The sequence below is a fragment of the Streptomyces sp. MH60 genome (assembly GCF_002939385.1).
Taxonomy (GTDB): domain Bacteria; phylum Actinomycetota; class Actinomycetes; order Streptomycetales; family Streptomycetaceae; genus Streptomyces.
Window position 1 is genome coordinate 52,743 of the sequence record NZ_MULI01000004.1, and the last position, 23,327, is coordinate 76,069.

The 23,327-nt window shown below is 73.2% G+C and carries 23 protein-coding genes; 13 read left to right on the plus strand and 10 right to left on the minus strand.

Annotation, left to right across the window (positions count from 1 at the left end; translation table 11 throughout):
• Positions 1-389 precede the first annotated feature (389 nt).
• Entirely contained in the window at positions 390-608 is a 219-nt protein-coding gene (locus BZZ08_RS04905) for a hypothetical protein (RefSeq protein WP_104630889.1), read from the plus strand.
• A gap of 100 nt (positions 609-708) precedes the next feature.
• Here BZZ08_RS04905 and BZZ08_RS04910 read toward each other — a convergent pair whose 3' ends face one another.
• Entirely contained in the window at positions 709-1,935 is a 1,227-nt protein-coding gene (locus BZZ08_RS04910) for an MFS transporter (protein WP_104630890.1), read from the minus strand.
• A 115-nt stretch (positions 1,936-2,050) separates the two neighbouring features.
• Complete coding sequence (locus BZZ08_RS04915) at positions 2,051-3,103, minus strand: endonuclease/exonuclease/phosphatase family protein (RefSeq protein ID WP_104630891.1); 1,053 nt, start codon at positions 3,101-3,103, stop codon at positions 2,051-2,053.
• Positions 3,104-3,422: 319 nt separating this feature from the next.
• Here BZZ08_RS04915 and panB point away from each other — a divergent pair, with 319 nt between their 5' ends.
• The 3 genes from panB (at position 3,423) to BZZ08_RS04930 (ending at position 6,341) form a co-directional block, all read left to right on the plus strand.
• Positions 3,423-4,298, plus strand: a complete 876-nt coding sequence (gene panB / locus BZZ08_RS04920; RefSeq protein ID WP_104630892.1) for a 3-methyl-2-oxobutanoate hydroxymethyltransferase — start codon at positions 3,423-3,425, stop codon at positions 4,296-4,298.
• A gap of 190 nt (positions 4,299-4,488) precedes the next feature.
• On the plus strand, positions 4,489-5,520 hold the full coding sequence (locus BZZ08_RS04925; protein ID WP_104630893.1) for an ATP-binding cassette domain-containing protein: 1,032 nt from the start codon (positions 4,489-4,491) through the stop codon (positions 5,518-5,520).
• Positions 5,517-6,341 carry an ABC transporter permease gene (locus tag BZZ08_RS04930; protein ID WP_104630894.1) on the plus strand — a complete coding sequence of 275 codons (825 nt, stop codon included), beginning with the start codon at positions 5,517-5,519 and terminating at the stop codon, positions 6,339-6,341. Before BZZ08_RS04925 ends, BZZ08_RS04930 begins: the two co-directional genes overlap by 4 nt.
• Before the next feature lie 12 nt (positions 6,342-6,353).
• Here the strand turns inward: BZZ08_RS04930 and BZZ08_RS04935 are convergent, their stop codons facing one another.
• The gene (locus BZZ08_RS04935) at positions 6,354-10,046 is read right to left on the minus strand and encodes an AfsR/SARP family transcriptional regulator (protein ID WP_241965382.1); all 3,693 of its coding nucleotides are present in this window, start codon (positions 10,044-10,046) and stop codon (positions 6,354-6,356) included.
• A gap of 198 nt (positions 10,047-10,244) precedes the next feature.
• Between BZZ08_RS04935 and BZZ08_RS04940 the strand changes: the two genes are divergently transcribed.
• Positions 10,245-11,042 (plus strand): site-2 protease family protein, encoded by a 798-nt coding sequence (locus BZZ08_RS04940; RefSeq protein WP_104630896.1) that lies wholly within the window; start codon positions 10,245-10,247, stop codon positions 11,040-11,042.
• A gap of 6 nt (positions 11,043-11,048) precedes the next feature.
• On the opposite strand, the gene BZZ08_RS04945 is transcribed toward BZZ08_RS04940, so the two are convergent.
• Positions 11,049-11,249: a hypothetical protein gene (locus tag BZZ08_RS04945; protein WP_198601292.1), complete on the minus strand. Its 201-nt coding sequence runs from the start codon at positions 11,247-11,249 to the stop codon at positions 11,049-11,051.
• A 53-nt stretch (positions 11,250-11,302) separates the two neighbouring features.
• Positions 11,303-12,022 (minus strand): NADPH-dependent F420 reductase, encoded by a 720-nt coding sequence (gene npdG / locus BZZ08_RS04950; protein ID WP_104630898.1) that lies wholly within the window; start codon positions 12,020-12,022, stop codon positions 11,303-11,305.
• A 131-nt stretch (positions 12,023-12,153) separates the two neighbouring features.
• Between npdG and BZZ08_RS04955 the strand changes: the two genes are divergently transcribed.
• Together BZZ08_RS04955 and BZZ08_RS04960 are read left to right on the plus strand one after the other, a co-directional pair.
• Positions 12,154-12,768: a hypothetical protein gene (locus BZZ08_RS04955; RefSeq protein WP_104630899.1), complete on the plus strand. Its 615-nt coding sequence runs from the start codon at positions 12,154-12,156 to the stop codon at positions 12,766-12,768.
• 142 nt (positions 12,769-12,910) lie between these two features.
• Entirely contained in the window at positions 12,911-14,239 is a 1,329-nt protein-coding gene (locus tag BZZ08_RS04960; protein WP_104630900.1) for an MFS transporter, read from the plus strand.
• On the opposite strand, the gene BZZ08_RS04965 is transcribed toward BZZ08_RS04960, so the two are convergent.
• Positions 14,240-14,482, minus strand: a complete 243-nt coding sequence (locus BZZ08_RS04965) for a hypothetical protein (protein WP_198601293.1) — start codon at positions 14,480-14,482, stop codon at positions 14,240-14,242. It lies immediately after the preceding gene.
• A gap of 57 nt (positions 14,483-14,539) precedes the next feature.
• Here BZZ08_RS04965 and map point away from each other — a divergent pair, with 57 nt between their 5' ends.
• Together map and BZZ08_RS04975 are read left to right on the plus strand one after the other, a co-directional pair.
• Positions 14,540-15,397, plus strand: coding sequence for a type I methionyl aminopeptidase (map, locus tag BZZ08_RS04970; protein WP_104630901.1), 858 nt, complete (start codon positions 14,540-14,542; stop codon positions 15,395-15,397).
• A 131-nt stretch (positions 15,398-15,528) separates the two neighbouring features.
• On the plus strand, positions 15,529-16,176 hold the full coding sequence (locus BZZ08_RS04975; RefSeq protein ID WP_104630902.1) for a biliverdin-producing heme oxygenase: 648 nt from the start codon (positions 15,529-15,531) through the stop codon (positions 16,174-16,176).
• Positions 16,177-16,266: 90 nt separating this feature from the next.
• Here BZZ08_RS04975 and BZZ08_RS04980 read toward each other — a convergent pair whose 3' ends face one another.
• Positions 16,267-16,479, minus strand: a complete 213-nt coding sequence (locus BZZ08_RS04980; RefSeq protein WP_087809693.1) for a hypothetical protein — start codon at positions 16,477-16,479, stop codon at positions 16,267-16,269.
• A 104-nt stretch (positions 16,480-16,583) separates the two neighbouring features.
• Complete coding sequence (locus BZZ08_RS04985; protein ID WP_104630903.1) at positions 16,584-17,228, minus strand: PhzF family phenazine biosynthesis protein; 645 nt, start codon at positions 17,226-17,228, stop codon at positions 16,584-16,586.
• A 304-nt stretch (positions 17,229-17,532) separates the two neighbouring features.
• On the opposite strand from BZZ08_RS04985, the gene efeO reads away from it, so the two are divergent.
• The 4 genes from efeO to BZZ08_RS05005 are packed head-to-tail and all read left to right on the plus strand — an operon-like array spanning position 17,533 to position 21,784.
• Positions 17,533-18,687, plus strand: coding sequence for an iron uptake system protein EfeO (gene efeO / locus BZZ08_RS04990; RefSeq protein ID WP_104630904.1), 1,155 nt, complete (start codon positions 17,533-17,535; stop codon positions 18,685-18,687).
• 16 nt (positions 18,688-18,703) lie between these two features.
• Positions 18,704-19,960, plus strand: a complete 1,257-nt coding sequence (efeB, locus tag BZZ08_RS04995) for an iron uptake transporter deferrochelatase/peroxidase subunit (RefSeq protein ID WP_104630905.1) — start codon at positions 18,704-18,706, stop codon at positions 19,958-19,960.
• A gap of 2 nt (positions 19,961-19,962) precedes the next feature.
• Positions 19,963-20,835, plus strand: a complete 873-nt coding sequence (efeU, locus tag BZZ08_RS05000) for an iron uptake transporter permease EfeU (RefSeq protein WP_104630906.1) — start codon at positions 19,963-19,965, stop codon at positions 20,833-20,835.
• A complete protein-coding gene (locus BZZ08_RS05005) occupies positions 20,795-21,784 on the plus strand; it encodes a hypothetical protein (RefSeq protein WP_198601294.1) in 990 nt (329 codons plus the stop codon). Before efeU ends, BZZ08_RS05005 begins: the two co-directional genes overlap by 41 nt.
• An 18-nt stretch (positions 21,785-21,802) precedes the next feature.
• Here the strand turns inward: BZZ08_RS05005 and BZZ08_RS05010 are convergent, their stop codons facing one another.
• Positions 21,803-22,534 (minus strand): bifunctional DNA primase/polymerase, encoded by a 732-nt coding sequence (locus tag BZZ08_RS05010; protein ID WP_104630907.1) that lies wholly within the window; start codon positions 22,532-22,534, stop codon positions 21,803-21,805.
• Positions 22,535-22,639: 105 nt separating this feature from the next.
• Positions 22,640-23,293 (minus strand): TetR/AcrR family transcriptional regulator, encoded by a 654-nt coding sequence (locus BZZ08_RS05015; RefSeq protein WP_104630908.1) that lies wholly within the window; start codon positions 23,291-23,293, stop codon positions 22,640-22,642.
• Positions 23,294-23,327 lie beyond the last annotated feature (34 nt).

Consider the following 23,327-nt stretch of genomic DNA (forward strand, 5'->3'; position numbering starts at 1 on the left):
GGCGCCGATGTGTCACACCCCTCGCGCCGGAACGCGGCCCTGGATCGGTCCCGGAAAACCCGGGAATCTCCACAGCGTCCATCGCTCGGCCGCACGGTCGGGACATGGTGTGGGCCCTCCGGGCAGGCTGCGCGTGTCGCGGCGCCGAAGAGCCCCGTGCCCCGGGGGATGACGTGAAGATCCGACCGCTTTCCCTGACCGCATTCACACACCGGTGAATCCGGCGACGCCGGGCGGCGGCGGTCAACGGCTCGTCGATGGTGGGCCGTTCACCCCCGTGCTTTGATCGGTGCGCGGCACGCCGGCGGCCCGTCCGGAGGCCCCGAACTCCGGAGGCCGGGCCTGCGCACCGCACCGCTCCCCTTCCCCACGAAAGGAACAGACCTGCCATGAACACTGTCCCCCGGGTCGACACGGCCGAGATCTCCGACGCGGCCCTTGACCAGGTCTCCGGCGGTCTCGCCATCAGCACGGCCCTGATAGCGGGCGACGGCGCGCTCGGTGCCGGCCTGTACGCGGAGGCCGGCGCGTTCTCCCTCACCACCGGCCTCGGCGCCTCGGCACCCTTCGGCGGCGCGGCGGCCCACGCCCACACGACGAGCGTCTGACCGCAGCCCCGCACCACCCCCGGCCCCGGACCAGCGCGCCCGGGGCCCGGGGCCCGGCAGGGCCCGCCGAGCCGCGCTGCCCGGCCCGTGCCGGGCGCCCTCAGCGCCGTACCGACTCCACCGCCTCCGGTACGTGTCCCGCGACCACACGTTCCCGTGCGGGCACCGCGCCGGGGACGGTACGACGGCGGTCCACCACCCACGCCGTGCCCGCGACCGCGAGGCCGAGGACCGCCAGGGCCGCGCCCGCCGTCGCCGGGGACGTGGTACCGAGGCCCGCGGCCAGGGCGAGGCCGCCGATCCAGGCGCCGCCCGCGTTGGCCAGGTTGAAGGCGGCCTGGTTGGCGGAGGAGGCCAGGGACGGGGCCGCGGCGGCCTTCTCCATGACCATGAGCTGGAGGGGCGAGCCGGTGACGAAGGCGGCCATGCCGAGCAGGGCCACCGACGCGGCCGCCGTGACCGGCGTACGCATGAGGAGGGGGAACAACGCCAGGACGACGACGAGAGAGGCCAGGCCGCCGAAGAGGGTGCCGCGCAGGGAGTGGTCGGCGAGGCGGCCGCCCAGCAGGTTGCCCGCGGTGGCGCCGACGCCGAACAGGGCGAGCAGCAGCGTAACGCTGGTCTCGGCGAACCCGGCGGCGTCGGTCAGCATCGGCGTGATGTAGCTGTACGCCGCGAAGAGCGCGCCGAAGCCCGCGACCGTCGTGCCCAGCGCCAGCCAGACGGGCAGGGAGCGCAGGGCGGCCAGTTCGCCGCGCAGGCCCGTGGCGGGGGCGGGGGCGCTGTCGCGCGGGATCAGCAGGGCCAGCGCCGCTATCGCCGCCACGCCGATCGCGCTCACGCCGAGGAAGGTGGCCCGCCAGCCGAGCTGCTGGCCCATGGCCGTGGCGGCGGGGACGCCGACGATGTTGGCGACGGTGAGGCCGAGGAACATCAGCGAGACGGAGCGGGCCTTGCGTTCCGGCGCGACCATGCCGGTGGCGACGACCGCGCCGACGCCGAAGAAGGCGCCGTGCGGCAGGCCGCTGACGAAGCGGGCGGCCAGCAGGGAGATCTCGCCGGGGGCGACGGCCGACAGGGCGTTGCCCACCACGAACAGCGCCATGAGGGCGATCAGGACGGCACGGCGGGACATCCGGGTCGTCGCCGCCGCGAGCAGCGGGGCGCCGATGACGACGCCCAGCGCGTAGGCGGAGACGAGGTGTCCGGCGGTGGGGAGGGAGATGTTCAGGTCGTCCGCGACGTCGGGCAGCAGGCCCATCATCACGAACTCGGTGGTACCGATGCCGAAGGCGCCCACGGCAAGGGCGAGCAGGGCCAGGGGCATGAAGGGTCTCGCCTTTCGAGAGCGGGGTCCGTACGGGAGGACGGGGCACAGGGGGACGACTGTATGTTCCCGTACGGAACAAAGACTCTCAGGGCGGGTATTCCGCAGACGAATTCTAGGAAGCCGTTGTGTCGACCTTCACACGCGCGGCGATCGGCAGATGGTCGCTGCCGGTCGCCGGGAGGGTCCAGCTGGTCATGGGTTCCACGCCGGTGACCAGGATCTGGTCGATCCGGGCCATCGGGAAGGACGCCGGCCAGCTGAAGCCGAAGCCGTCGCCCACCGCACCCTGCGGGGAGCGCAGCTGGGAGGTGATCGCGGTGAGCGACCGGTCGTTCATGGTGCCGTTGAGGTCGCCGAGGAGGATCTTGCGGGGCAGCTTCTCGTGGCCGATGGCCTCGCCGAGGGCCTGGGCGCTCTTGTCCCGCTGCCGGGCGGTGAAACCGGCCTCCAGCTTCACCCGTACGGAGGGCAGGTGGGCGACGTACACCGCGATCGGTCCGGACGGCGTGGCGACGGTGGCGCGCATCGCGCGCTTCCAGCCCAGCTCGATGTCGACCGGCTTCACGTCGCTGACCGGGTACTTGCTCCACAGCCCGACGGTGCCGACGACCGCGTGGTGCGGGTACTTCGCCGCCAGCGCCTTCTCGTACGTCGGGACGGCGGACGCCTTCAGTTCCTCCAGGGCCATCACGTCCGCGCCGGCGGCGGCCACCGCGCGGGCGGTGCCCTCCGGGTCGGCGTTGTCGGCGTTGACGTTGTGGGTGGCCACGGTGAGGTCGCCGCCGGAGCCGGTCTTGTCGAAGAGCAGGCCGCCGAAGAGGTTGAGCCACACGCTCACCGGCAGCACCAGCGCGATCAGCGCCGTCACCGACTTGCGGACCAGGGCGATCACCAGCAGGACCGGGATCAGCAGGCCGAACCACGGCAGGAAGGTCTCGGTGAGGCTGCCGAGGTTGCCGATGGCGTTCGGGATGTGCGAGTGGGCCGCCATGACCGCCGCCAGGAGCAGCGCGACCACGGCCGTGACCAGGCCCCGGCGCCAGATCCGCCGGTCGCCGCGCCAGCCGCTGACCGTCCGGCCGAACAGGCGTCGAATCCGGGTTCCCCGGCGCTCGGAGTCCGAGCCGCCGCCGTCCGTCTCCGTCACGTACGCCTGCTGCGCCATACCGTTGCCTCACTGCCTGCTGTGCACACCGTCGCCCCCTGTGACTCAGCACCATAGGGGATGATCGGTTCCGATCCCGCCGTCCCTGGACGGCCGTACGGCACGAGGACGTACGGGCCGCCCCGCGGAGTTCCGCGCCGCACCGGGACGGGCGGCTCTGTGACAGAACGGGCACATTCGACCCCATGAGACACGCTCTGACCCGTGACGGGGTACGTGACGGGGGTCCCCTAGCCGTCGGGGCGCCACCAGTGCCACCATGGAAGGGATCCGGGGACGCCGTCAGGGCGCCTCGAGATGACATGAAGGAGCCGTTGCCATGACGCAGCTTTCGGCTGCCCAGACGCCGCAGCGCACCCCCGCCGACGGGAGCAGGGCGCTGTACGGGGGCAAGATCAACCGCCGTATCACCGTCCGGGACATCACCGCCGCCAAGGAGCGCGGCGAGAAGTGGCCCATGCTCACCGCGTACGACGCCATGACCGCCTCCGTCTTCGACGAGTCCGGCATCCCGGTGATGCTCGTCGGCGACTCCGCGGGCAACTGCCACCTGGGCTACGAGACCACCGTGCCCGTCACGCTGGACGAGATGACGATGCTCTCGGCGGCGGTCGTACGGGGCACCGGCCGCGCCCTGATCGTGGGCGACCTGCCCTTCGGTTCCTACCAGGAGGGCCCGGTGCAGGCGCTGCGCTCGGCGACCCGGCTGGTCAAGGAGGCCGGGGTCGGGGCGGTCAAGCTGGAGGGCGGTGAGCGCTCGCACCGGCAGATCGAGCTGCTGGTGGAGTCCGGCATCCCGGTGATGGCGCACATCGGCCTCACCCCGCAGTCCGTCAACTCCATGGGCTACCGGGTGCAGGGCCGCGGCGAGGAGGCGGCCCAGCAGCTGCTGCGCGACGCCAAGTCGGTGCAGGACGCGGGCGCCTTCGCGGTCGTCCTGGAGCTGGTGCCGGCCGAGCTGGCCGCCGAGGTCACGCGGACCCTGCACATCCCGACGGTCGGCATCGGCGCGGGCCCGGACACCGACGCGCAGGTGCTGGTGTGGACCGACATGCTCGGGCTGACCGGCGGCCGGGTGCCGAAGTTCGTCAAGCAGTACGCCGACCTGCGCAAGGTCATGGGCGACGCGGCGAAGGCGTACGCCGAGGACGTCGTCGGCGGGACGTTCCCCGCGGACGAGCACTCCGTCCACTAGCTCCGTCCACCGGCACCGTCCACCAGTAGGCCATCGCGGTACGACCACCGGCCCCGCCGATCTTCCCCCGTCGGCGGGGCCGAGTGCTTCCCCGGGCCGGGGCGCGCTGTCGGTGGGATGTCGGCGCCGCAGGTCCTGCTGTCGGTGGGATGTCGGCGGTTTGTCGGTGGGGCCTGCCATCGTCTGGGGCATGAAGCGAATCGACGACATCCCCCGGGCCGCGGACAGCGCGGTCACCGTGCGGGGGCTGGTCAAGCACTACGGCGAGACCAAGGCACTGGACGGCGTCGACGTGGATGTGCGCGAGGGCACCGTGATGGGCGTGCTCGGGCCGAACGGCGCCGGCAAGACCACCCTCGTACGCATCCTGTCCACCCTCATCACCCCCGACTCCGGCCGGGCGCACGTCGCCGGGTACGACGTCGTACGGCAGCCGCGGCAGCTGCGCCGGGTCATAGGACTGACCGGGCAGTACGCCTCCGTGGACGAGAAGCTCCCCGGCTGGGAGAACCTCTACATGATCGGCCGGCTGCTCGACCTGTCCCGCCGGGACGCGCGCACCCGCGCCGACGAGCTGCTGGAGCGGTTCTCGCTCACCGAGGCCGGCAAGCGGCCCGCCGCCACCTACTCCGGCGGCATGCGGCGCCGCCTCGACCTGGCCGCCTCCATGATCGGGCACCCGGCCGTGCTGTTCCTGGACGAGCCCACCACCGGCCTCGACCCGCGCACCCGCAACGAGGTGTGGGACGAGGTCAAGCGCATGGTCGGCGACGGCGTCACCGTGCTGCTCACCACCCAGTACATGGAGGAGGCCGAGCAGCTCGCCTCCGAGCTGACCGTCGTGGACCGCGGCAAGGTCATCGCGAACGGTGGCATCGAGGAGCTGAAGGCCAAGGTCGGCGGCCGCACCCTGCGGGTCCGCCCGGCCGACCCGCTCCAGCTGCGTCCGCTCGCCGCCTACCTGGACGAGCTGGGCATCACCGGGCTCGCCAGTTCCACGGTGGACACCGAGCGCGGGACCGTCCTGGTGCCGATCCTCAGCGACGAGCAGCTGACGGCCGTGGTCGGCGCGGTCACCGCGCGCGGCATCACCGTCTCCTCCGTCACCACCGAACTCCCCAGCCTGGACGAGGTCTTCCTGTCCCTCACCGGCCACCGCGCCAGTGCCCCGCAGGATCCCGCTCCCGCCACCGACGACACCCGCGAGGAGGTCGCCGTATGAGCGCCACCACGTACACCCCCGACACCACGATCACCCCGGACGCGCGGATCACCCCGCGCGCCCACCTGCGGCACACCGGCGCGCTGATCCGCCGCAACCTGCTGTGGATCCGGCAGGACCCGGAGTCGATGTTCGACGCCATCCTCTTCCCGATCGTCTTCACGCTGCTGTTCGTCTACGTGTTCGGCGGCTCCATCGGGCAGTCCCTGGGCGGCGGTCAGCAGGCGTACGTGCAGTACGTCATCCCCGGCCTGATGGCCATGATGGGCATGAACATGGCCCAGGGGGTCGGGACCGGCTTCAACCAGGACTTCAACTCCGGTGTCATGGACCGCTTCCGGTCGCTGCCGATCGGCCGCGGCTCGGTGCTGTTCGCGAAGATCGCGGTGGAGTTGCTGCGGATGCTGTTCGCGACCGCGGTGCTGATGGTCGTCGCCGTCCTGGTCGGTTTCGACATCACCGACTGGGCGGGGCTCCTGGCCTCGGTGGGGCTGTCCGCGGTGTTCGGCTCGGCGCTGATGTGGGTGTTCCTGACCCTCGGCGTGATCATGAAGAACGCGCAGTCCGTGCAGGCGATGGGGTTCCTGGTGCTGATGCCGCTGCAGTTCGGCTCGTCGATCTTCGCACCGACCGAGTCGATGCCGGGATGGCTGCGGGCGTTCACGGACTACAACCCGCTGTCCTCGCTGGCCGACACCGCGCGCGGCCTGATGGTGGGCGGCCCCATCGCGCACGACCTGTGGGTGACGCTGGCCTGGTCCGCCGTGCTGACGGCGGTGATGGCGCCGATCGCCGTCCACAAGTTCCGCACGAAGAGCTGACGGGCGCACGCGTCAGACGAGGGCGACGGCCTCCTCCACGGAGAGCCGGCCGCCCTCGGCGTACGCGGTGTCGTACGCCTCGGTGCCGAGCGCCTCGCGGACCCGCTCGACGGCCCGCCCGCGCGCGTCCCGCTCCATGCCCGTCGACACGTGCCCCGGCGGCAGCAGCGCGTCGGCCGCCCCGAGGCACCGGGCGCCGTCCGCGGCGCCGTGCCCGCCGTCCAGGCGGGCCAGGGCCATCGCGGCGATGGTCAGGTACGCGGAGCGCATGTGCGGGGCGATGGCCGCGGACAGCGGGTCCTCGGCCTTCCGCAGCGCCCTGCGGATCCGGCACAGACACTCCTCGTGCCGGTCCTCCAGCGTGGCGAGCCAGGCCTCGGCGGCGAGGATGAAGGCGTCGAAGACCACGAAGTGGGCGATGGAGAACTCCTCGCGCAGCAGCCGCAGCTGCTCGCCGGCCTCGGCCCGGCGGCCGGTCATGCCCAGGTACCCGGCGAGGAACAGCCGGGCGGCGGGCATCGCGCCGTTGTGGCCCGTGCCCGCCGTACGGTCGAGCACCCCGCGCAGGACGCGCTCGCCCCGCTCCGTGTCGCCCGCCTCAAGGAGCACGCTGCCGAGGCGGGCGTCGAGGATGTCCACCTGGGCGTGGGCGCCGAGCCGCTCGGCGTGTTCCGCGGCGGCCCGGTAGTCGGCGGCGGCGAGCTCGTACTCGCCGACGCGCTCGCGGGCCTCGGCCCGCCCGGAGAGTGCCTCGGCCATGCCCCAGGCGTCGCCGAGGCGGCGGTAGATCTCCAGCGCCTCGTCGGCGTCGCGGGCCGCGTCCCCCGCCCAGGCGGTGCGGTTGGCGAGCATGTTGGCGCGCATCTGCAGGCCGCCGGCCAGCTCCCACTCGTAGCCCGGGGTCTCGCGGCAGGTGCGCACGGTGGCGTCCATGATCTCGCGCAGCCGTTCCATGTCACCGGTGAGCATCACGGCGAAGAACCAGAGCAGGCCGGGGCTGGAACAGGTCTGCGGCATGCCCGGCTCGTACGTCTCCGCGATGGTGCGCAGCTTGCGCTGGGCCGCCGGGTTCTGCCAGGCGTCCAGCTCCGTGTCCATGCAGGCCAGATGGGCCAGGTGCACCCCGCGCCGAGCCTCGGCGAGGAGTTCGCCGGTCATCGGGGGCGGGGCGGAGGTGCACCGCTCCCACACCGGCTGGGCGGGGCTGACCGGTTCGGCGAAGGGGTCCGGGCCGAGCGCCATCACCTCGGCGAACCAGTTCCGCGCCTCCACCCGCAGGTCGCGCATCTGCCAGTACCAGACCAGCGACAGCGACAGGCACAGGGCCTCCTGCTCGTCGCGCTCGGCGATGGCGTGCCGCAGGGCGGTGCGCAGGTTCTCGTACTCGCGCTCCAGCCGCTCGATGGCGGCGAGCTGCTGCGGGCCGCGGAGCAACGGGTCGGTGGTGCGGGCGAGTTCGCGGTAGTACGTGAGGTGGGCGCGGGCGGCGGCGGGGCGGGCGCCGGACTCGTCGAGGCGCTCGCCGGCGTACTCGGCCACGGTCTCCAGGAGCCGGTAGCGCATGCCGTCGCCGGACAGGCGGTCGGTCACGGGCGCGGCCACGACGAGGGACTTGTCGACGAGGGAGCCGAGGGCGTCCAGCGCGGCGGGGCCGCACACGGCCTCGGCGGCGGCGAGGTCGCAGCCGCCCGCGAAGACGGACAGCCGCCCCAGCACCTCGCGCTCGTCCGCGTCGAGCAGGTCCCAGGACCAGTCGACGACCGCGCGCAGGGTCTGCTGGCGGGGCAGGACGGTGCGGCTGCCGGAGGTGAGCAGGCGGAAGCGGTCGTCGAGCCGGTCGGCGATCTGGCGCGGGGTGAGCATGCGCAGCCGGGCGGCGGCCAGTTCGATGGCCAGCGGCAGGCCGTCGAGGCGGCGGCAGATCTCGGCGCAGGCGGCCGCGGTCCCCTCGTCGGCGTCGACGCGGAACCCGGGCCGGGCGGCGGCGCCCCGGTCGGCGAGCAGCCGCAGCGCGGCGGGCTCGGGCAGCGGCTCCACGGGGCGCAGCGACTCCCCCGGTACGCCGAGGGGTTCGCGGCTGGTGGCGAGGACGGTCAGGTGGGGGCAGCGGGCGAGGAGTTCCTCGGTGAGGCGGGCGGCGGCGTCGACGACGTGCTCGCAGTTGTCGAGGACGATCAGCATGCGGCGCCGGCCGCAGTGCTCGACGAGCCGCTCGACGGCGCCGGCCTGCCCGTCGGCGCCGGTGACGGCCCGCATCTCCTCGGCACCGGCGCGGTAGAGCACGGTCTCGCGGGCGCCTACGGCGGTCAGCACGGCCTCCGGTACGTCGGCGGGGTCGTCGACGGGGGCCAGCTCGGCCAGCCACACCCCGTCCCGCGCCGTGTCCCCGGCCCCCTCGGCGGCCTCCTGCGACAGCCGGGTCTTTCCGGCGCCGCCGGGACCGAGGAGGGTGACGAGCCGGGTGGCCGCCAGGTCGGCACGCAACGCCTCCACGTCGCCGTCCCGCCCGACGAAGGAGGTGAGCCGGGCGCGCAGGTTGCCCCGGGGTCGGAACCCCTCCGGGACGGGCACGGCGACGGCATCGGACGCCGCGGCGCCGGCTTCCGACGGTATGGCGGACGCGGGCGCGGTACCGGGCACGGGGGCCGTGCCGGCAGCTGGGTCGCGGGTCGACTGCGGTCCGGTGGTGGGGGCCGTACCAGGGGCGGAGGCCGTGCCGGGCGCGGGCGCGGTACCGGCGGCTGGGTTGCTGGTCGGCCGCGGTCCGGTGGCGGCCCCCTGGCCGGTGGCGGGCGCCGTGCCAGGGGCGGGCCGTCCCCCGGAAGCAGCCCGCGAACCCGACTCGGGTCCCGTGCCGGAGGCAGGCCACCCCCCTGAGGCAGACCCCGTACCGGAGCCGGGCGCGACGGCGGGTCGCGGGGCCGGACCGGAACCCGGGGCCGAACCAGACACCGCACCCGGGCCGGGGCGGGACGCCGGGCCGGGTGCGGGGCTGAGGAGTTCCGTGTGGAGGGCGCGGAGTTCGGGTCCCGGGTCGGCGCCGAGGCGGTCGGCCAGGAGGCGGCGTACGGCCTCGTAGGCGGCCAGTGCCTCGGCGGTGCGGCCGGTGTCGCGCAGGGCGCGCAGCCGCAGCGCCTGGAGGGGCTCGTCCAGGGGGTGGCCGTCGCACAGCGCGGTCAGCTCGGGCAGCGCGTACTCGGCCTGCCCGAGGTCGAGGGCGGCGGTGTGGCGGGCGCGCAGGGCGTCCAGGCACCGGGTCGTCCAGCGGGCCGCCTCGGCGGTGCGGTCGGGCAGGTCGGGCAGGACGGGGTCGCGCCACAGGGAGAGGGCGTCGTCGAGCACGACGGCGGCCTTGGCCGGGTCGCCGTCGGCGAGGGCGCGGGTGCCCTCCCCCGCGAGCCGGTCGAAGCGGTGCAGGTCGACGTCGTCGGGGGCGGCGGCCAGCCGGTAGCCGCCGTCGGCGGAGGCGACCGAGTCCGCGCCCAGCGCCCGGCGCAGCCGCCCCACCAGCGCCTGCAGGGCGCCCGGCGCGTCGGCGGGCCGGTCCCCGTCCCAGACCTCCTCCACCAGCAGCCCCGCGGGGACGGCGCGGCCGGTCCGGAGGGCGAGCACGGTTAGCAGGGCACGCAGCCGCGCCCCGCCGAGCGGGACGGCCGTGCCGTCGGGACGGAGTGCCTGTGTGGTGCCGAGGATGCGATAGCGCACGGGACCATTGTCCCCGCTGCCGTCGGAGCCGGTCACGGGGTTTTGGCCGCACGGCGCGGCCGAGGCCTCCGCCGCCCTCCCCGCCCGTCCCGGAACCGTCCGCCCCGCACGAGACGTTCTCCCCGTGCGCCCGGTACGGTCGGGCAGTCCCGCACCCCGCGGGTGCCCGTCACGCGTGCCCGACCGTCAGGGAGTTCCATGTCCACCGCCACCGCCCGCCCCAGCGACCGGCGGATCAGCCCCGTCTTCCTCGGGATCGTCGCCGTCGCCGCGGTCACGGGCTGGGCCACCTGGACCGGCTTCGCCGAGCAGCCGGGTCTCGCCGTGTTCCTCTTCGTCACGGCCGCGTGGGTCGTGTCGCTGTGCCTGCACGAGTACGCGCACGCCCGCACCGCGCTGCACAGCGGCGACATCTCGGTCGGCGCGAAGGGCTACCTCACGCTGAACCCGGTGAAGTACACGCACGCGCTGCTGAGCATCGTGCTCCCGGTGCTGTTCGTCATCATGGGCGGCATCGGCCTGCCCGGCGGCGCGGTCTTCATCGAGCGCGGGCGGATCCGGGGGCGCTGGCGGCACAGTCTGATCTCGGCGGCGGGCCCGCTGACGAACGTGCTGTTCGCCGTCGTGTGCACGGCGCCGTTCTGGCTGGACGCGCTGGACGGCGTGCCGCGCGACTTCCGGCTGGCGCTGGCGTTCCTCGCGCTGCTCCAGGTCACGGCCGCGATCCTGAACTTCCTGCCGGTGCCCGGCCTGGACGGCTACGGCGTGATCGAGCCCTGGCTGTCGTACAACGTGCGGCGGCAGGTGGAGCCGCTCGCGCCGTTCGGGCTGCTGATCGTGTTCGCGCTGCTGTGGATCCCGGCGCTCAACGGCGTGTTCTTCGACGCGATCGACGCGCTGCTGCGCGGCCTGGGGATCGGCGAGACCGACACGTACTGCGGCTTCGAGCTGTACCGCTTCTGGCAGACCGACCCGCTGTGCACGCCGGGCGGCTGAGACCGCTCAGCCGGTGACGGAGGTGGACGAGTCGGCGCGGCGGGCGTCCCGGCCGCGCTTGGCGTAGTACCAGCACATGTTCGACGACAGGCCCGACAGCAGCACCCACACGACGCCGATCGCGACGCCGCCCCGCACGAAGGAGACGACGGCGGCGGCCACGGCGAGCACGCAGACGACCAGGGCGTAGAGGGCGAGGCGGGGCATGGGAACGGCTCCTGTCGGGGGGACACTGGTACCGACCAGTGTCCCCCATCGCCTCATACGTCCGTGACGCGGAGCCCGGCGTGTGCCTTGTAGCGGCGGTTGACGGAGATCAGGTTGGCGACCAGCGACTCGACCTGGTGGGCGCCTCGCAGCCGCCCGGCGAAGACGCCGCGCATGCCGGGGATGCGGCCCGCGAGGGCCTGCACGATCTCCACATCCGCCCGCTCCTCGCCGAGCACCATCACGTCGGTGTCGATCTCGTCGATCTCCGGGTCCTGGAGGAGGACCGCCGAGAGGTGGTGGAAGGCGGCGGCGACCCGGCTGTCCGGCAGCAGGGCGGCGGCCTGCTCGGCGGCGCTGCCCTCCTCGGGCTTGAGCGCGTAGGCGCCCTTCTTGTCGAAGCCGAGCGGGTTGACGCAGTCGACGACGAGCTTGCCGGACAGTTCCGCGCGCAGGGATGCGAGGGTCTTGCCGTGTCCGTCCCAGGGCACGGCGACGATCACGACGTCGCTGCGGCGGGCGGTCTCGGCGTTGTCGGCGCCCTCGACGCCGTGTCCGATCTCCTCGGCGGCGGCCGCGGCGCGCTCGGCGGCGCGGGAGCCGACGATCACCTTCTGGCCGGCCTTGGCGAGGCGGTACGCGAGGCCCCTGCCCTGGGGCCCGGTGCCGCCGAGCACGCCGACGACCAGCCCGGACACGTCGGGCAGGTCCCAGGGGTCCTTGGCCGGAGCCTTGGCGGGGGCCTTCTGTGCAGCACTGTCGGTAGAGGTCATGGGGCGACCCTACGTCCGCGAGGGCGGGCCCACGGGGACGGGTGCCGCCCGGCGGGCGGCGGTCCCCGGGCCGGGTGAATCCGGGGCGAACGCCGGACCGCGCGCACCGGGTTGCGGCAGGATGCGGCCGCATGGACGCCGTACGGGTCGCGCTGCTGCGGGAAGTGCTCGCCGGGACGGAGTGGCTGGGGGCCACCCGGAGGTTCGCGGGGGCGCTGCGGGGGTCGGTGGTCCCGCACGGGGGCGGCCTGCTGCTGGTGGGCACCCCCGGGTTCGAGCCCTGGCACCTGGCGGCGCACCTGGTGGACGAGGCCGCCTGGTCGGGAACGCCGGAGCTGGCACCGACGCTGGTGCGGCACGGCGCGCGCCCGTCGGACCCGGCGCACCTCGCGGTCGGCCTGGGGCGGCTGGCTGCGGCCCGGCGCGGGGAGACGCTGCTGGTGGTCACGCCCGACGACCCCGGTGCTCCGCTGCTCGAGCGGGTGCACGACGCCCGCCGGGCCGGTGCGACGGTGCTGGCGCTGGGCACCGACCGCGCACCGGGCGAGCGGGAGCTGACGGCGATGGCGCACGAGACGCTGACCGTCCCGGACGGCGCCGAGCTGGACCTGGACACGGTGCAGCACCTGGTCAGCGCGTCGGCCGGGGAGAACGCGGTGCCGCCGCCCCGGGGCCGCCGCCGCTTCCGTGACCGCCTGTCCCGCCTCGCCGACCACCTCACGGCACCCCCGCCGTCCGGCTGGTAGGGCCCGGGACCCGCCCGCTGACCACCGCGCCCACCGCGACCCGGCCGGACCCTTCACCGCCCGGCCCAAGAGGGCCGCGCCCCCGCCGCCCCGGGGAAAACCGGTTGCCGGTGCTCGTGCGGTCGCCCGACGATGACCCCTCGTGACCGACACCTCCCCCGCCGACGCCTCCGCCGAGAAGGCCGTCGGCGCGCCCACAGGCCTGCGTGCCCTGCTGCCCGATCTCTCCCCCTGGCGGGCCTCCCGGGACTTCCGGCGGCTCTGGGTCTCGGGTCTGATCACGAACTTCGGGAGCTTCCTGACGTTCGTCGCCCTGCCGGTGCAGATCAAGGAGCTGACAGGCTCGGCGGCGGCGGTGGGCGCGATCGGTGCCGTGGAGCTGGTGCCGCTGGTGGTGTTCGGGCTGTACGGGGGTGCGCTCGCCGACGCCTGGGACAAGCGGAAGCTGATCCTGTGGACGGAGGCCGGTCAGGGCGCGCTGTGCGCGGCGCTGCTGGTCAACGCGCTGATGCCGAGCCCCGCCGTGTGGCCGCTGTACGTGATCGCCGCGTTCACCTCGGCACTCGGCGCGGTGCAGCGCCCGGCCCTGGACTCGCTGATCCCGCGGATCGTGGCCCACGAGCACCTGCCGGCCGCCGCCTCGCTGAACTCGCTGCGCTGGCAGGTCGGCGGGATCGCGGGACCGGCGCTGGCGGGCGTGGTGGTGGCGTACGCGGGCCTCGGCTGGGCGTACGCGGTGGACCTGGTCACCTTCCTCGCCTCGGTGGCCCTGGTGGCGGGCCTCGCCTCCGCACCGGCCTCGCACGAGGCGCGCAGCCCGTCGTGGGCGGCGATCGCGGAGGGGGCCAGGTACGCGTGGAGCCGCAAGGAGCTGCTGGGCACGTACGCGGTCGACATCGCGGCGATGCTCCTGGCGATGCCGCTCGCGGTGCTGCCGTTCCTGGCCGACGAGTTGGACGCCGAGTGGTCGCTCGGACTGATGTACGCGGCGATCCCGGCGGGCTCGCTGCTGGTGAGTGTGAGCAGCGGGTGGACCTCGCGGGTGCACCGGCACGGGCGGATGGTGGTGCTCGCGGCGGCCGGGTGGGGGGTGGCGATCGCCGCGGCGGGCTTCGCCGGGAACGTGTGGCTGGTGCTGCTGTGCTTCGTGCTCGCCGGGGCCTGCGACATGGTCAGCGGTGTCTTCCGCAGCGCGATGTGGAACCAGACCATCCCCGACGAGCTGCGCGGCCGGCTCGCCGGGATCGAGCTGCTGTCGTACTCGGTGGGCCCGCAGCTCGGCCAGGTCCGGGCGGGCGGCACGGCCGCGCTCGCGGGGGTGCGGGCGTCGGTGTGGTCGGGCGGGCTGCTGTGCGCGGGCGCGGTGGGGCTGCTGGCGCTGTGCCTGCCGACGATGATGACGTACGACGTGCGGACCAACGAGCACGCGGTGCGGCTGCGCGAGAAGCGCGCAGCCGCCGCGGGCGGCTGATCAGTCGTCCCGGTCGCCGTCGGCGCTTCCCGGGGCGGAGGCGTCGTGCCACCTGGGGTCGTTCTCCCACTCCAGGTTGCGTTCGCGGGCGGTCTGCATCGCGTGCTCGGCCTCGGTGCGGGAGGCGTACGGCCCGAAGCGGTCCCTGCCCGGGCAGTCCGGGCCCTCCTCGACCTTCTGGTGCTCCAGGCAGTAGTACCACTCGCCCGGTTTGCCGACCGTGCGCTTCTTGAACAGGGCCATGGGCAGCTCCTCTCGCCACCGACATGTTCCCCCATGCGTGCTGGTTAGACTCGCTGCATGTCTGGCCAGTCGCTGCTCGTACCAGGGGAGCTGTCTCCCACCCGTTCCGTGCCCGGAAACATCCGCCGGCCCGAGTACGTCGGCAAACCCGCGCCGACGCCGTACACCGGGCCGGAGGTGCAGACGCCCGAGACCGTCGAGGCGATGCGCGTGGCCGGGCGGATCGCGGCGCGGGCGATGGAGGAGGCCGCGAAGCACATCGCGCCCGGCGTGACGACGGACGAGCTGGACCGGGTGGCGCACGAGTACATGTGCGACCACGGCGCCTACCCCTCGACGCTCGGCTACCGCGGTTATCCGAAGTCCCTGTGCAGCTCGGTCAACGAGGTCATCTGCCACGGCATCCCCGACTCCACGGTGCTGCGCGACGGCGACATCGTGAACCTCGACGTGACGGCGTACATCGGCGGGGTGCACGGCGACAACAACGCGACCTACCTGGTCGGCGACGTGGACGAGGAGAGCCGCCTGCTGGTCGAGCGGACCCGGGAGTCGCTGGCCCGCGCGATCAAGGCGGTCAGGCCGGGCCGGCAGATCAACATCATCGGCCGGGTCATCGAGTCGTACGCCAAGCGGTTCGGGTACGGGGTGGTGCGGGACTTCACCGGCCACGGCATCAACTCGTCGTTCCACTCGGGGCTCATCGTCCCGCACTACGACAGCCCGCACGCGACGACCGTCATCCAGCCCGGGATGACCTTCACGATCGAACCGATGCTGACGCTCGGGACCCACGAGTACGACATGTGGGACGACGGCTGGACGGTCGTGACGAAGGACCGCAGGCGCACGGCGCAGTTCGAGCACACGCTGGTGGTGACGGACTCGGGCGCGGAGATCCTCACGCTTCCCTGACCTCGCACGTCCCCGGACGGCCCGCTCTCCTCGGAGGGCGGGCCGTTTGGCGTCCCAGTGGGTAGGCTTTTACCGACAGCCCGTCGGCAACCTATTGACTTAGGCAAGCCTAACCACAGAAAATCACCTCCATGGACTCCTTCTCGACCCTCATCCGCACGGCGTCCCACGAGCAGCACGTGGAGGCGGAGACCTCCACCTTCATGAGCGACCTGCTGGGGGGCCGGCTCGGCGTGGACGCGTACGCGCGCTACACCGAGCAGCTGTGGTTCGTCTACGAAGCCCTGGAGGCGCCCGCCGGACGGCTGGCGGCGGACCCGGTGGCCGGGCCGTTCGTCCGGCCGGAGCTGCTGCGGCTGGCCTCCCTGGAGCGGGACCTGGCGCACCTGCGCGGCGCCGGCTGGCGCGCGGGGCTGACCGCCCTGCCCGCGACCGAGGCGTACGCGGACCGGGTGCGCGAGTGCGCCGAGGACTGGCCGGCGGGGTACGTCGCCCACCACTACACGCGCTACCTAGGCGACCTGTCGGGGGGTCAGATCATCCGCGACAAGGCCGAGCGGACGTGGGGCTTCGCCAGGAAGGGCGACGGAGTCCGCTTCTACGTCTTCCAGGAGATCTCCAACCCGGCCGCCTTCAAGCGGGAGTACCGCGCACTGCTGGACGGCATCCGCGCGGACGACCTGGAGAAGCAGCGGGTCGTCGCGGAGTGCAAGCGCGCCTTCGACCTGAACACGGCGGTCTTCCGGGCACTGGGCGAGGAGTTCCCGCTCTCCGCGTGAGCGACGCCGGAGCCGGTGCCCCGCGGACACACCGGTCCCCCTCGGCCGTCTGGGCCGAGGGGGACCGGGAGAGCGAACGGCCGGACCGACTCAGTTGTCGATGTCGTAGTCGTCGCTGCGGCAGTTGATGCCGCCGAAGTACAGGTCGCCGGTGCTGTCCGTGGTGATGGCGCCGAAGTACGGGCTGCAGGTGGCGTCCTCGTCACCGTGCATGGGGCCGTCGAAGGCGGTGGCGGTCGCGGCACCACCGGCGGTCATGGCGGCGGTCAGCAGGACCGTGGCGAGGGCGGAGCGGATGCGCATGGGTTTCCTCTCGGGGAGACTGAGCGGTCAGGCCCAGAGGTCCCCCCTCACCGTCGCGCGCACACGCTGTTCCACCCGTACGGAGGTGCCGTACGGGTCTCCCGTCACCGCTCCAGGCGCACCCGCCCGCCGATCTCGACCCAGCCCTCGGGCTGCGGGGCGGTGAGGATCTGGGAGCCGACCCCCTGGGTGATGTTGAGGGCGCGGCCCAGCCGTCCGGTCAGCAGCAGCGCCGCCGCACCGGTCGCCTCGTCCTCGTCGATGCCGTCGTCACGCCCGGGGAACGCACGGGCGCGTACCCGTCCCGCCGCCTCGTCCTCCCACGCCCAGGCGTAGATCCACTCCCCCTTCGGCGGCACCGCGAGGTCGTCGACCTCGGCGACGGTGGCGTACCGGCGCAGGGTGCGCGGCGGTGCCCACTCGGGGCGGGCCTCGATCCAGCTGAACTCCCCGTCCAGCCGGGCGCCCACCACCCCGGCCGGGGTGACGAGTTCGGGCACGTCGAGCAGCCAGGCGGCGCCGACGCAGGGATGGCCGGCGAAGGGCAGCCGCAGGGTGGGCGTGTAGATGTCGACGACGCCGCGCTCCGGGTCGTCGACGAACACGGTCTCGCTGAAGCCCAGCTTGGCGGCCAGCTCCTGCCGCCGCTCGGGCTCCGGCAGCACGGAACCCTCCCGGACGACGCCGAGTTCGTTGCCGTATCCGCCGTTCGGAGCGCAGAAGACGCGCAGTACGTCGTAGTCGGTCACCGGGGCATTCAAGCATCGCCCCCGGGCGGCCGGAGCGCGCCGGGTCCGACCGCCCCTGCCGTCGTCCCGCGCCGCTCGCCGTGACGCCGGCCGTCCCCCGGCAGGCCATCCTTGACGGTCCCTTGACTCTCCTATGGGCACTTCATTGAGCCACCGTGACCGGCCCGTGCCCATACACCGTCCATGAGATTCGGATCACCGCATGAACGGGTTTTGCTTAGGAAATCCTTAGGTATGTTAGGCCAGCCTCACCTTCCCTATGAGGCCCGTCACGCGTACTTTCGGCCATCCTTTGGAGCCCCGCATGCGAGCCGCCAGACTCTCCGTCGTCACCGCCGTCGCCACCGCCGCGGCCCTGGCCGCCGTCACGGGCTGCACGGAGAAGAGCGGCGCCGAGGACGGCGAGCACGTCATCACGGTGACGGCGACGGACGACGCCTGCGAGGTGTCGAAGTCGGAGTTCCCGGCCGGTCACGTCGAACTCGCCGTCGAGAACAAGGGCTCCAAGGTCACCGAGGTCTACCTCCTCTTCCCCGACGACCGGGTGGTCACCGAGCGGGAGAACATCGGTCCCGGCACCAAGCAGCGGGTCACCGCGGAGGTGAAGGCGGGCGACTACCGGATCGCCTGCAAGCCCGGCATGAAGGGCAAGGGCATCCGCCAGGACGTCAGGGCCACCGGCGGCAAGGCCGCCGCGCGTGACCCGCGCCTCGACAAGGCCGTGGCCGCCTACCGCCAGTACGTCCAGCAGCAGGCCGACGAGACCCTGCCGAAGGCCGAGGCGTTCGCGAAGGCCGTCCGGGCCGGTGATGTGGAGGCCGCGAAGAAGGCGTACGCCCCGTCCCGCATCGGCTGGGAGCGCACCGAGCCGGTCGCGGAGTCCTTCGGCGACATCGACCCGAAGGTCGACGTCCGCGAGGACGGTCTGGAGGGGGGCCAGGACCCGGCGACCGACTGGACCGGCTGGCACCGCCTGGAGAAGGCGCTCTGGCAGGACGGCAGGATCGGCGACCGGGAGAAGGAACTCGCCGCCACCCTGGTCACCGACCTGAAGGACTGGCAGAACCGGGTCGGCTCGGCCGAGATCACCCCCACCTCCATGGCCAACGGCGCCAAGGAGCTGCTCGACGAGGTCGCCACCGGCAAGGTCACCGGCGAGGAGGAGCGCTACTCGCACACCGACCTGGTCGACTTCAAGGCCAACGTGGAGGGCGCGCAGCAGTCGTACGCGCTGCTGAAGCCGGTCGCGAAGGAGAACGACGCGGCGCTGACGACGGAGCTGGACGGCCAGTTCGCGGCGCTGGACAAGCTGCTCGACCAGTACCGCCCGAACCCCGGCTCCTACGAGTTCACCTCCTACGACAAGGTCGGCAAGGCGGACCGCAAGGAGCTGTCGGACGCGGTCAACGCGCTCGCGGAGCCGCTGTCCAAGCTCGCCGCGGCCGTGGTCACCAAGTAGGCGCGGGGAGACGACGATGACGGACACCGATTCCCCCGCACCCTCCCCCTCCCGGCGGGCGCTGATCGGCTGGGGCGGCGCGGGCCTCGCGCTCGGCGCCGCCGCGGCGGCCGGCGGGGCGGTGGCGATGGACCGCGCCGGCGACGACGTGGACCCGGCCGGTGCCGGCGCGGGTTCCGCCGTCCCCTTCCACGGGGCGCACCAGGCGGGCATCGCCACGCCGGTGCAGGACCGCCTGCACTTCGCGGCGTTCGACGTGGCGACCGAGGACCGTGCCGCGTTCGTGGCGCTGCTCAAGGAGTGGACGGCGGCGGCCCGCCGGATGACCGCCGGTCACGCGGTGGGCGAGGGCGCCTACGGCGGACTGCCCGAGGCCCCGCCCGACGACACCGGCGAGGCGCTGGGCCTCAGGCCGTCGCGGCTGACCCTCACCATCGGCTTCGGGCCGTCGCTCTTCGCGAAGTTCGGTCTCGCCGACCGGCGCCCCGAGGCCCTGGCCGACCTGCCGAAGTTCCCCGGGGACAACCTGGACAAGGCCCGCAGCGGCGGCGACCTGTGCGTCCAGGCCTGCGCCGACGACCCCCAGGTCGCCGTGCACGCGATCCGCAACCTCGCCCGCATCGGCTTCGGCAAGGTCGTGGTGCGCTGGTCGCAGCTCGGCTTCGGCAAGACCTCGTCCACGACGCCCGGCGAACAGACCCCGCGCAACCTGCTCGGCTTCAAGGACGGCACCCGCAACATCGCGGGCACGGAGCGGGACCGGCTGGAGAAGTTCGTCTGGGCCGCCGAGAAGGACGGCCCGGCGTGGATGGCGGGCGGCTCCTACCTGGTCGCCCGGCGCATCCGCATGCACATCGAGACCTGGGACCGGGCTTCCCTCCAGGAGCAGGAGGACGTGTTCGGCCGCGACAAGGGCGAGGGCGCCCCGGTCGGCAAGGCCAAGGAGCGGGACGAGCCGTTCCTGAAGGCGATGAAGCCCGACGCGCACGTCCGGCTCGCGCACCCCGACTCCAACGGCGGGGCGACGCTGCTGCGCCGCGGCTACTCCTTCACCGACGGCACGGACGGCCTGGGCCGCCTGGACGCCGGCCTGTTCTTCCTGGCCTACCAGCGCGACATCCGCACCGGCTTCGTCCCCGTCCAGCGGAATCTGGCGACGGACGCGCTCAACGAGTACATCCAGCACGTGGGTTCGGCGGTCTTCGCCGTGCCGCCCGGGGTCCGCGACGCGGACGACTGGTGGGGCAGCACGCTGTTCGGCAAGGAGGCGTAACCGTGTTCTCCAACTACCTGATCGGACTGCGCGAGGGCCTGGAGGCCTCACTCGTCGTCTGCATCCTGATCGCCTATCTGGTCAAGACGGGCCGCCGGGACGCCCTGAAGCCCATCTGGGCGGGCATCGGCGTCGCGATCGCCATCGCGTTCGGCTTCGGCTGCGCGCTGGAGTTCGGCTCGCAGGAGCTGACCTTCAAGGCGCAGGAGGCGCTGGGCGGTTCGCTCTCCATCCTGGCCGTGGTCCTGGTGACGTGGATGGTCTTCTGGATGCGGCGCACCGCCCGGCACCTGAAGGCGGAGCTGCACGGCAGGCTGGACGCGGCCCTCGCGATGGGCACCGGCGCGCTGGTGGCCACCGCGTTCCTGGCCGTCGGCCGGGAGGGCCTGGAGACCGCCCTGTTCGTGTGGGCGTCGGTGCACGCGGCGAGCGACGGCACCCCGCGCCCGCTGATCGGCGTGGCCCTCGGGCTGGCCACCGCGGTCCTGCTCGGCTGGCTGTTCTACCGGGGCGCGCTGCGCATCAACCTGGCCAAGTTCTTCACCTGGACCGGCGGCATGCTGGTCGTCGTGGCGGCGGGCGTCCTGGCGTACGGCGTGCACGACTTGCAGGAGGCCGACCTGGTGCCGGGCCTGACGAACCTGGCCTTCGACATCAGCAACACGGTCGACCCCGCCAGCTGGTACGGCACCCTGCTCAAGGGCGTGTTCAACTTCCAGCCCGATCCGACCGTCCTCCAGGTCACGGTGTGGCTGCTGTACCTGGTCCCGACGCTCGCGCTCTTCCTCGCCCCGGTAGGGTTCGCCTCCGGGAAGGGGAAGGTGAAGGAACCTGATGAGCCAGGATCGCGGCCCTCGAAGGCCCCGCAGGCTTGAGAAGTACGCGCTCATATCCGCCTCGGCGACCGCTTTGTCGTTGACGGCGAGCGGCTGCGTGGTGGTGCACGGTGAGCGCGAGGTGCTCCCCTCGGCCACCCGGGCCGAGGCCGCGAAGGCGCTGGAGGAGTTCGCCACCGCGTACAACGCGGCCGACAAGGCGTACGACGCCTCCCTGGACGCCGATTACACCACCGGCGCCCTCGGCGCGATCGACGCGGCGCGGCTGAAGGCGGGGGCGGCCAACCACCCGGACGGCAATCCGGCGCACGAGCCGCTGGAGCTGACCGACGCGAAGTTCACGATCCCGAAGAAGGCGGGCTGGCCGCGCTGGTTCGTCGCGGACACCAAGGCCAACAAGGGTGGCACGGCACGCTGGTTGCTGGTGTTCACCCGCAACGGCCTGGAGGAGACCTGGGAGGCGGCGTACCTGACGCTGGTCGCCCCCGGCAAGATGCCCGAGTTCAAGACCGACCCGGACGGCTGGGCCGAGGCCGTGCCCGCGAACTCCACCGACGTGAGCGTCCCGCCGGCCGGTCTGAGCAAGGGGTACACGACGTATCTGCAGGACGGCGGCAAGAGCTTCGCGGACGGCGTGCACACCAGCTCCTGGCGCGCGCTGCGCGAGAAGCGGTCGATCCGCCCCGGCCTGGTCACCCAGTACATCGACGAGCCGCTGACGAACGGCGACTACGCGCCGCTGGCGCTGCGCACGAAGGACGGCGACGCGCTGGTGTTCTTCACCACGCGGCACTTCGAGAAGCGGACCGCCGCGCGGGGCGCGTCCGTGCCGACGCCGAACAAGGACGTGCTGGCGCTGACGGACGGCGAGATCAAGCAGTCGCTGACGATGGAGTTCGTCTCCAACGAGGTCGCGCTCGACCCGGCGGACGGACAGGTGCAGGTGCTGGGCCGGGTCCAGGGCCTGACGTCGGGGAAGGGCGAGTAGCCCTCCCGCCGGAAACGCTCAGCGGCGCAGCGGCCAGGAGGCTCCCTCGTGGTCGCTCTCCTCACCGGCGTGCCGGCCGCAGGCGTCGGTGAGGGTCTCCAGCAGCGTCAGCGGGTCGGGCAGCGGATGCTCGGGGCCGCGCACCCAGTGCACGGTCCGGTCCTCGCCGGGCAGCCGGGCCGGCGGCACCAGCACGTAGGAACCGCGGCAGTGCCAGCGCAGCCCGGGGTGCTCGTCCATGGTCTCGGGGTGGCAGTCCAGCTCGCAGGGCCACCACTCGTCCTCGTCCTCGGGGGTGCCGCGGGTGAGGGTGAACAGCAGCATGCGTCCGTCGTCGCTCTCGGCGACCGGCCCGACCTCGACACCGGCGGCGAGCAGCCGCTCCAGCGCCTCCCGGCCGGCCTCCAGCGGCACGTCCAGGACGTCGTGCACCATGCCGGTCGCGGTGATGAAGTTGGCCTCGGGCTGGTGCCGGGCCCAGCGCTCGATCTGGGAGCGGTCGGTGGTGGACTGCGTCTGCCAGGCGAACGACACCGGGTGCCGGGCGGGGGTGGGACAGCCCACACGGTCGCAGGAGCAACGGTATCCGGCGGGGTGCGCGGCGGGCGCCAGGGGCAGTCCGGCACCGGCGGCGGCGAGCAGCAGATCCTCCCGGCCACCGTCTCCGGCGGCCTCCTTGGGCCGGCGTCCGCGCAGCCACGAGGAGAGTTTGCCCTGCAGACCGCTCCGACCGCCGAACTCCGCGCTCATCTATCCCCTTGCCTCGCCGTCGTGCGCACCAGCATGCCCTATCGTCGCACCATTCCGCGCTTCGGGGTCGCGAAGGGACAAACTCCCCTGGTCAGGCTTCCTTGGTCACCGCGGGGCGAGCCCGTGCAGCGCGTAGTCGACGAGGGTGTCGGTGTAGGCGTGGGAGAACGGCCCCGTGTGCTGGAGCCAGCGCTGGGCGAGCGGGGAGACGAACAGCTCCAGCGCGATCCGCAGGTCGATGTCCTGCCGTACCTGGCCTGCCTCCTGGGCGACCCGCAGCCGGTCGGCGTGGAGCTGGAGCGACGGCTCCAGGAGCCGGGCGACGAAGGTCCGGCCCAGTTGTTCGTTGACGACGCCCTCCGCGGCCAGGGCGCGGTAGGGGGCCTCGAACTTCGGATTGCGCAGTTCGTCGACGGTGGCGCGCAGAACGACCTTGAGGTCGGCTGCGACGTCACCCGTGTCCGGGATGGTGTACGCCTCCTCGCCGGCGGCCTCCACGAGCCGCTCGCCCAGGTCGAGGAAGGCCTCCAGCAGGACGTCCGCCTTCGAGGACCACCACCGGTAGATCGTCTGCTTGCCGACGCCGGCGCGGGCGGCGATGCCCTCGATGGTGGTCTTCGGGTAGCCGACCTCGCCGACCAGGGCGAGGGCGGCGTCGTAGATGGCCTGGCGGGACCGCTGGCTGCGCCGGCTGGCGTCGGGGTGCGGCCGCTCGGAGGCAGGATGCGTGGGGTGGGCGGATGTCCGGATGGTGGCCATGCTCCGAAGCTACCAGGTTGACAAGACGGAACGT

Coding starts and splice junctions, on each gene's coding strand:
- BZZ08_RS04905 (WP_104630889.1), top strand. CDS start 390: ATGAACACTGTCCCCCGGGTCGACACGGCCGAGATCTCCGACGCGGCC.
- BZZ08_RS04910 (WP_104630890.1), bottom strand. CDS start 1,935: ATGCCCCTGGCCCTGCTCGCCCTTGCCGTGGGCGCCTTCGGCATCGGT.
- BZZ08_RS05005 (WP_198601294.1), top strand. CDS start 20,795: ATGAGCCAGGATCGCGGCCCTCGAAGGCCCCGCAGGCTTGAGAAGTAC.
- BZZ08_RS04955 (WP_104630899.1), top strand. CDS start 12,154: ATGGACGCCGTACGGGTCGCGCTGCTGCGGGAAGTGCTCGCCGGGACG.
- BZZ08_RS04915 (WP_104630891.1), bottom strand. CDS start 3,103: ATGGCGCAGCAGGCGTACGTGACGGAGACGGACGGCGGCGGCTCGGAC.
- BZZ08_RS04930 (WP_104630894.1), top strand. CDS start 5,517: ATGAGCGCCACCACGTACACCCCCGACACCACGATCACCCCGGACGCG.
- BZZ08_RS04940 (WP_104630896.1), top strand. CDS start 10,245: ATGTCCACCGCCACCGCCCGCCCCAGCGACCGGCGGATCAGCCCCGTC.
- BZZ08_RS05015 (WP_104630908.1), bottom strand. CDS start 23,293: ATGGCCACCATCCGGACATCCGCCCACCCCACGCATCCTGCCTCCGAG.
- panB (WP_104630892.1), top strand. CDS start 3,423: ATGACGCAGCTTTCGGCTGCCCAGACGCCGCAGCGCACCCCCGCCGAC.
- BZZ08_RS04925 (WP_104630893.1), top strand. CDS start 4,489: ATGAAGCGAATCGACGACATCCCCCGGGCCGCGGACAGCGCGGTCACC.
- efeO (WP_104630904.1), top strand. CDS start 17,533: ATGCGAGCCGCCAGACTCTCCGTCGTCACCGCCGTCGCCACCGCCGCG.
- BZZ08_RS04945 (WP_198601292.1), bottom strand. CDS start 11,249: ATGCCCCGCCTCGCCCTCTACGCCCTGGTCGTCTGCGTGCTCGCCGTG.
- BZZ08_RS05010 (WP_104630907.1), bottom strand. CDS start 22,534: ATGAGCGCGGAGTTCGGCGGTCGGAGCGGTCTGCAGGGCAAACTCTCC.
- BZZ08_RS04965 (WP_198601293.1), bottom strand. CDS start 14,482: ATGGCCCTGTTCAAGAAGCGCACGGTCGGCAAACCGGGCGAGTGGTAC.
- BZZ08_RS04980 (WP_087809693.1), bottom strand. CDS start 16,479: ATGCGCATCCGCTCCGCCCTCGCCACGGTCCTGCTGACCGCCGCCATG.
- efeB (WP_104630905.1), top strand. CDS start 18,704: ATGACGGACACCGATTCCCCCGCACCCTCCCCCTCCCGGCGGGCGCTG.
- BZZ08_RS04975 (WP_104630902.1), top strand. CDS start 15,529: ATGGACTCCTTCTCGACCCTCATCCGCACGGCGTCCCACGAGCAGCAC.
- map (WP_104630901.1), top strand. CDS start 14,540: ATGTCTGGCCAGTCGCTGCTCGTACCAGGGGAGCTGTCTCCCACCCGT.
- npdG (WP_104630898.1), bottom strand. CDS start 12,022: ATGACCTCTACCGACAGTGCTGCACAGAAGGCCCCCGCCAAGGCTCCG.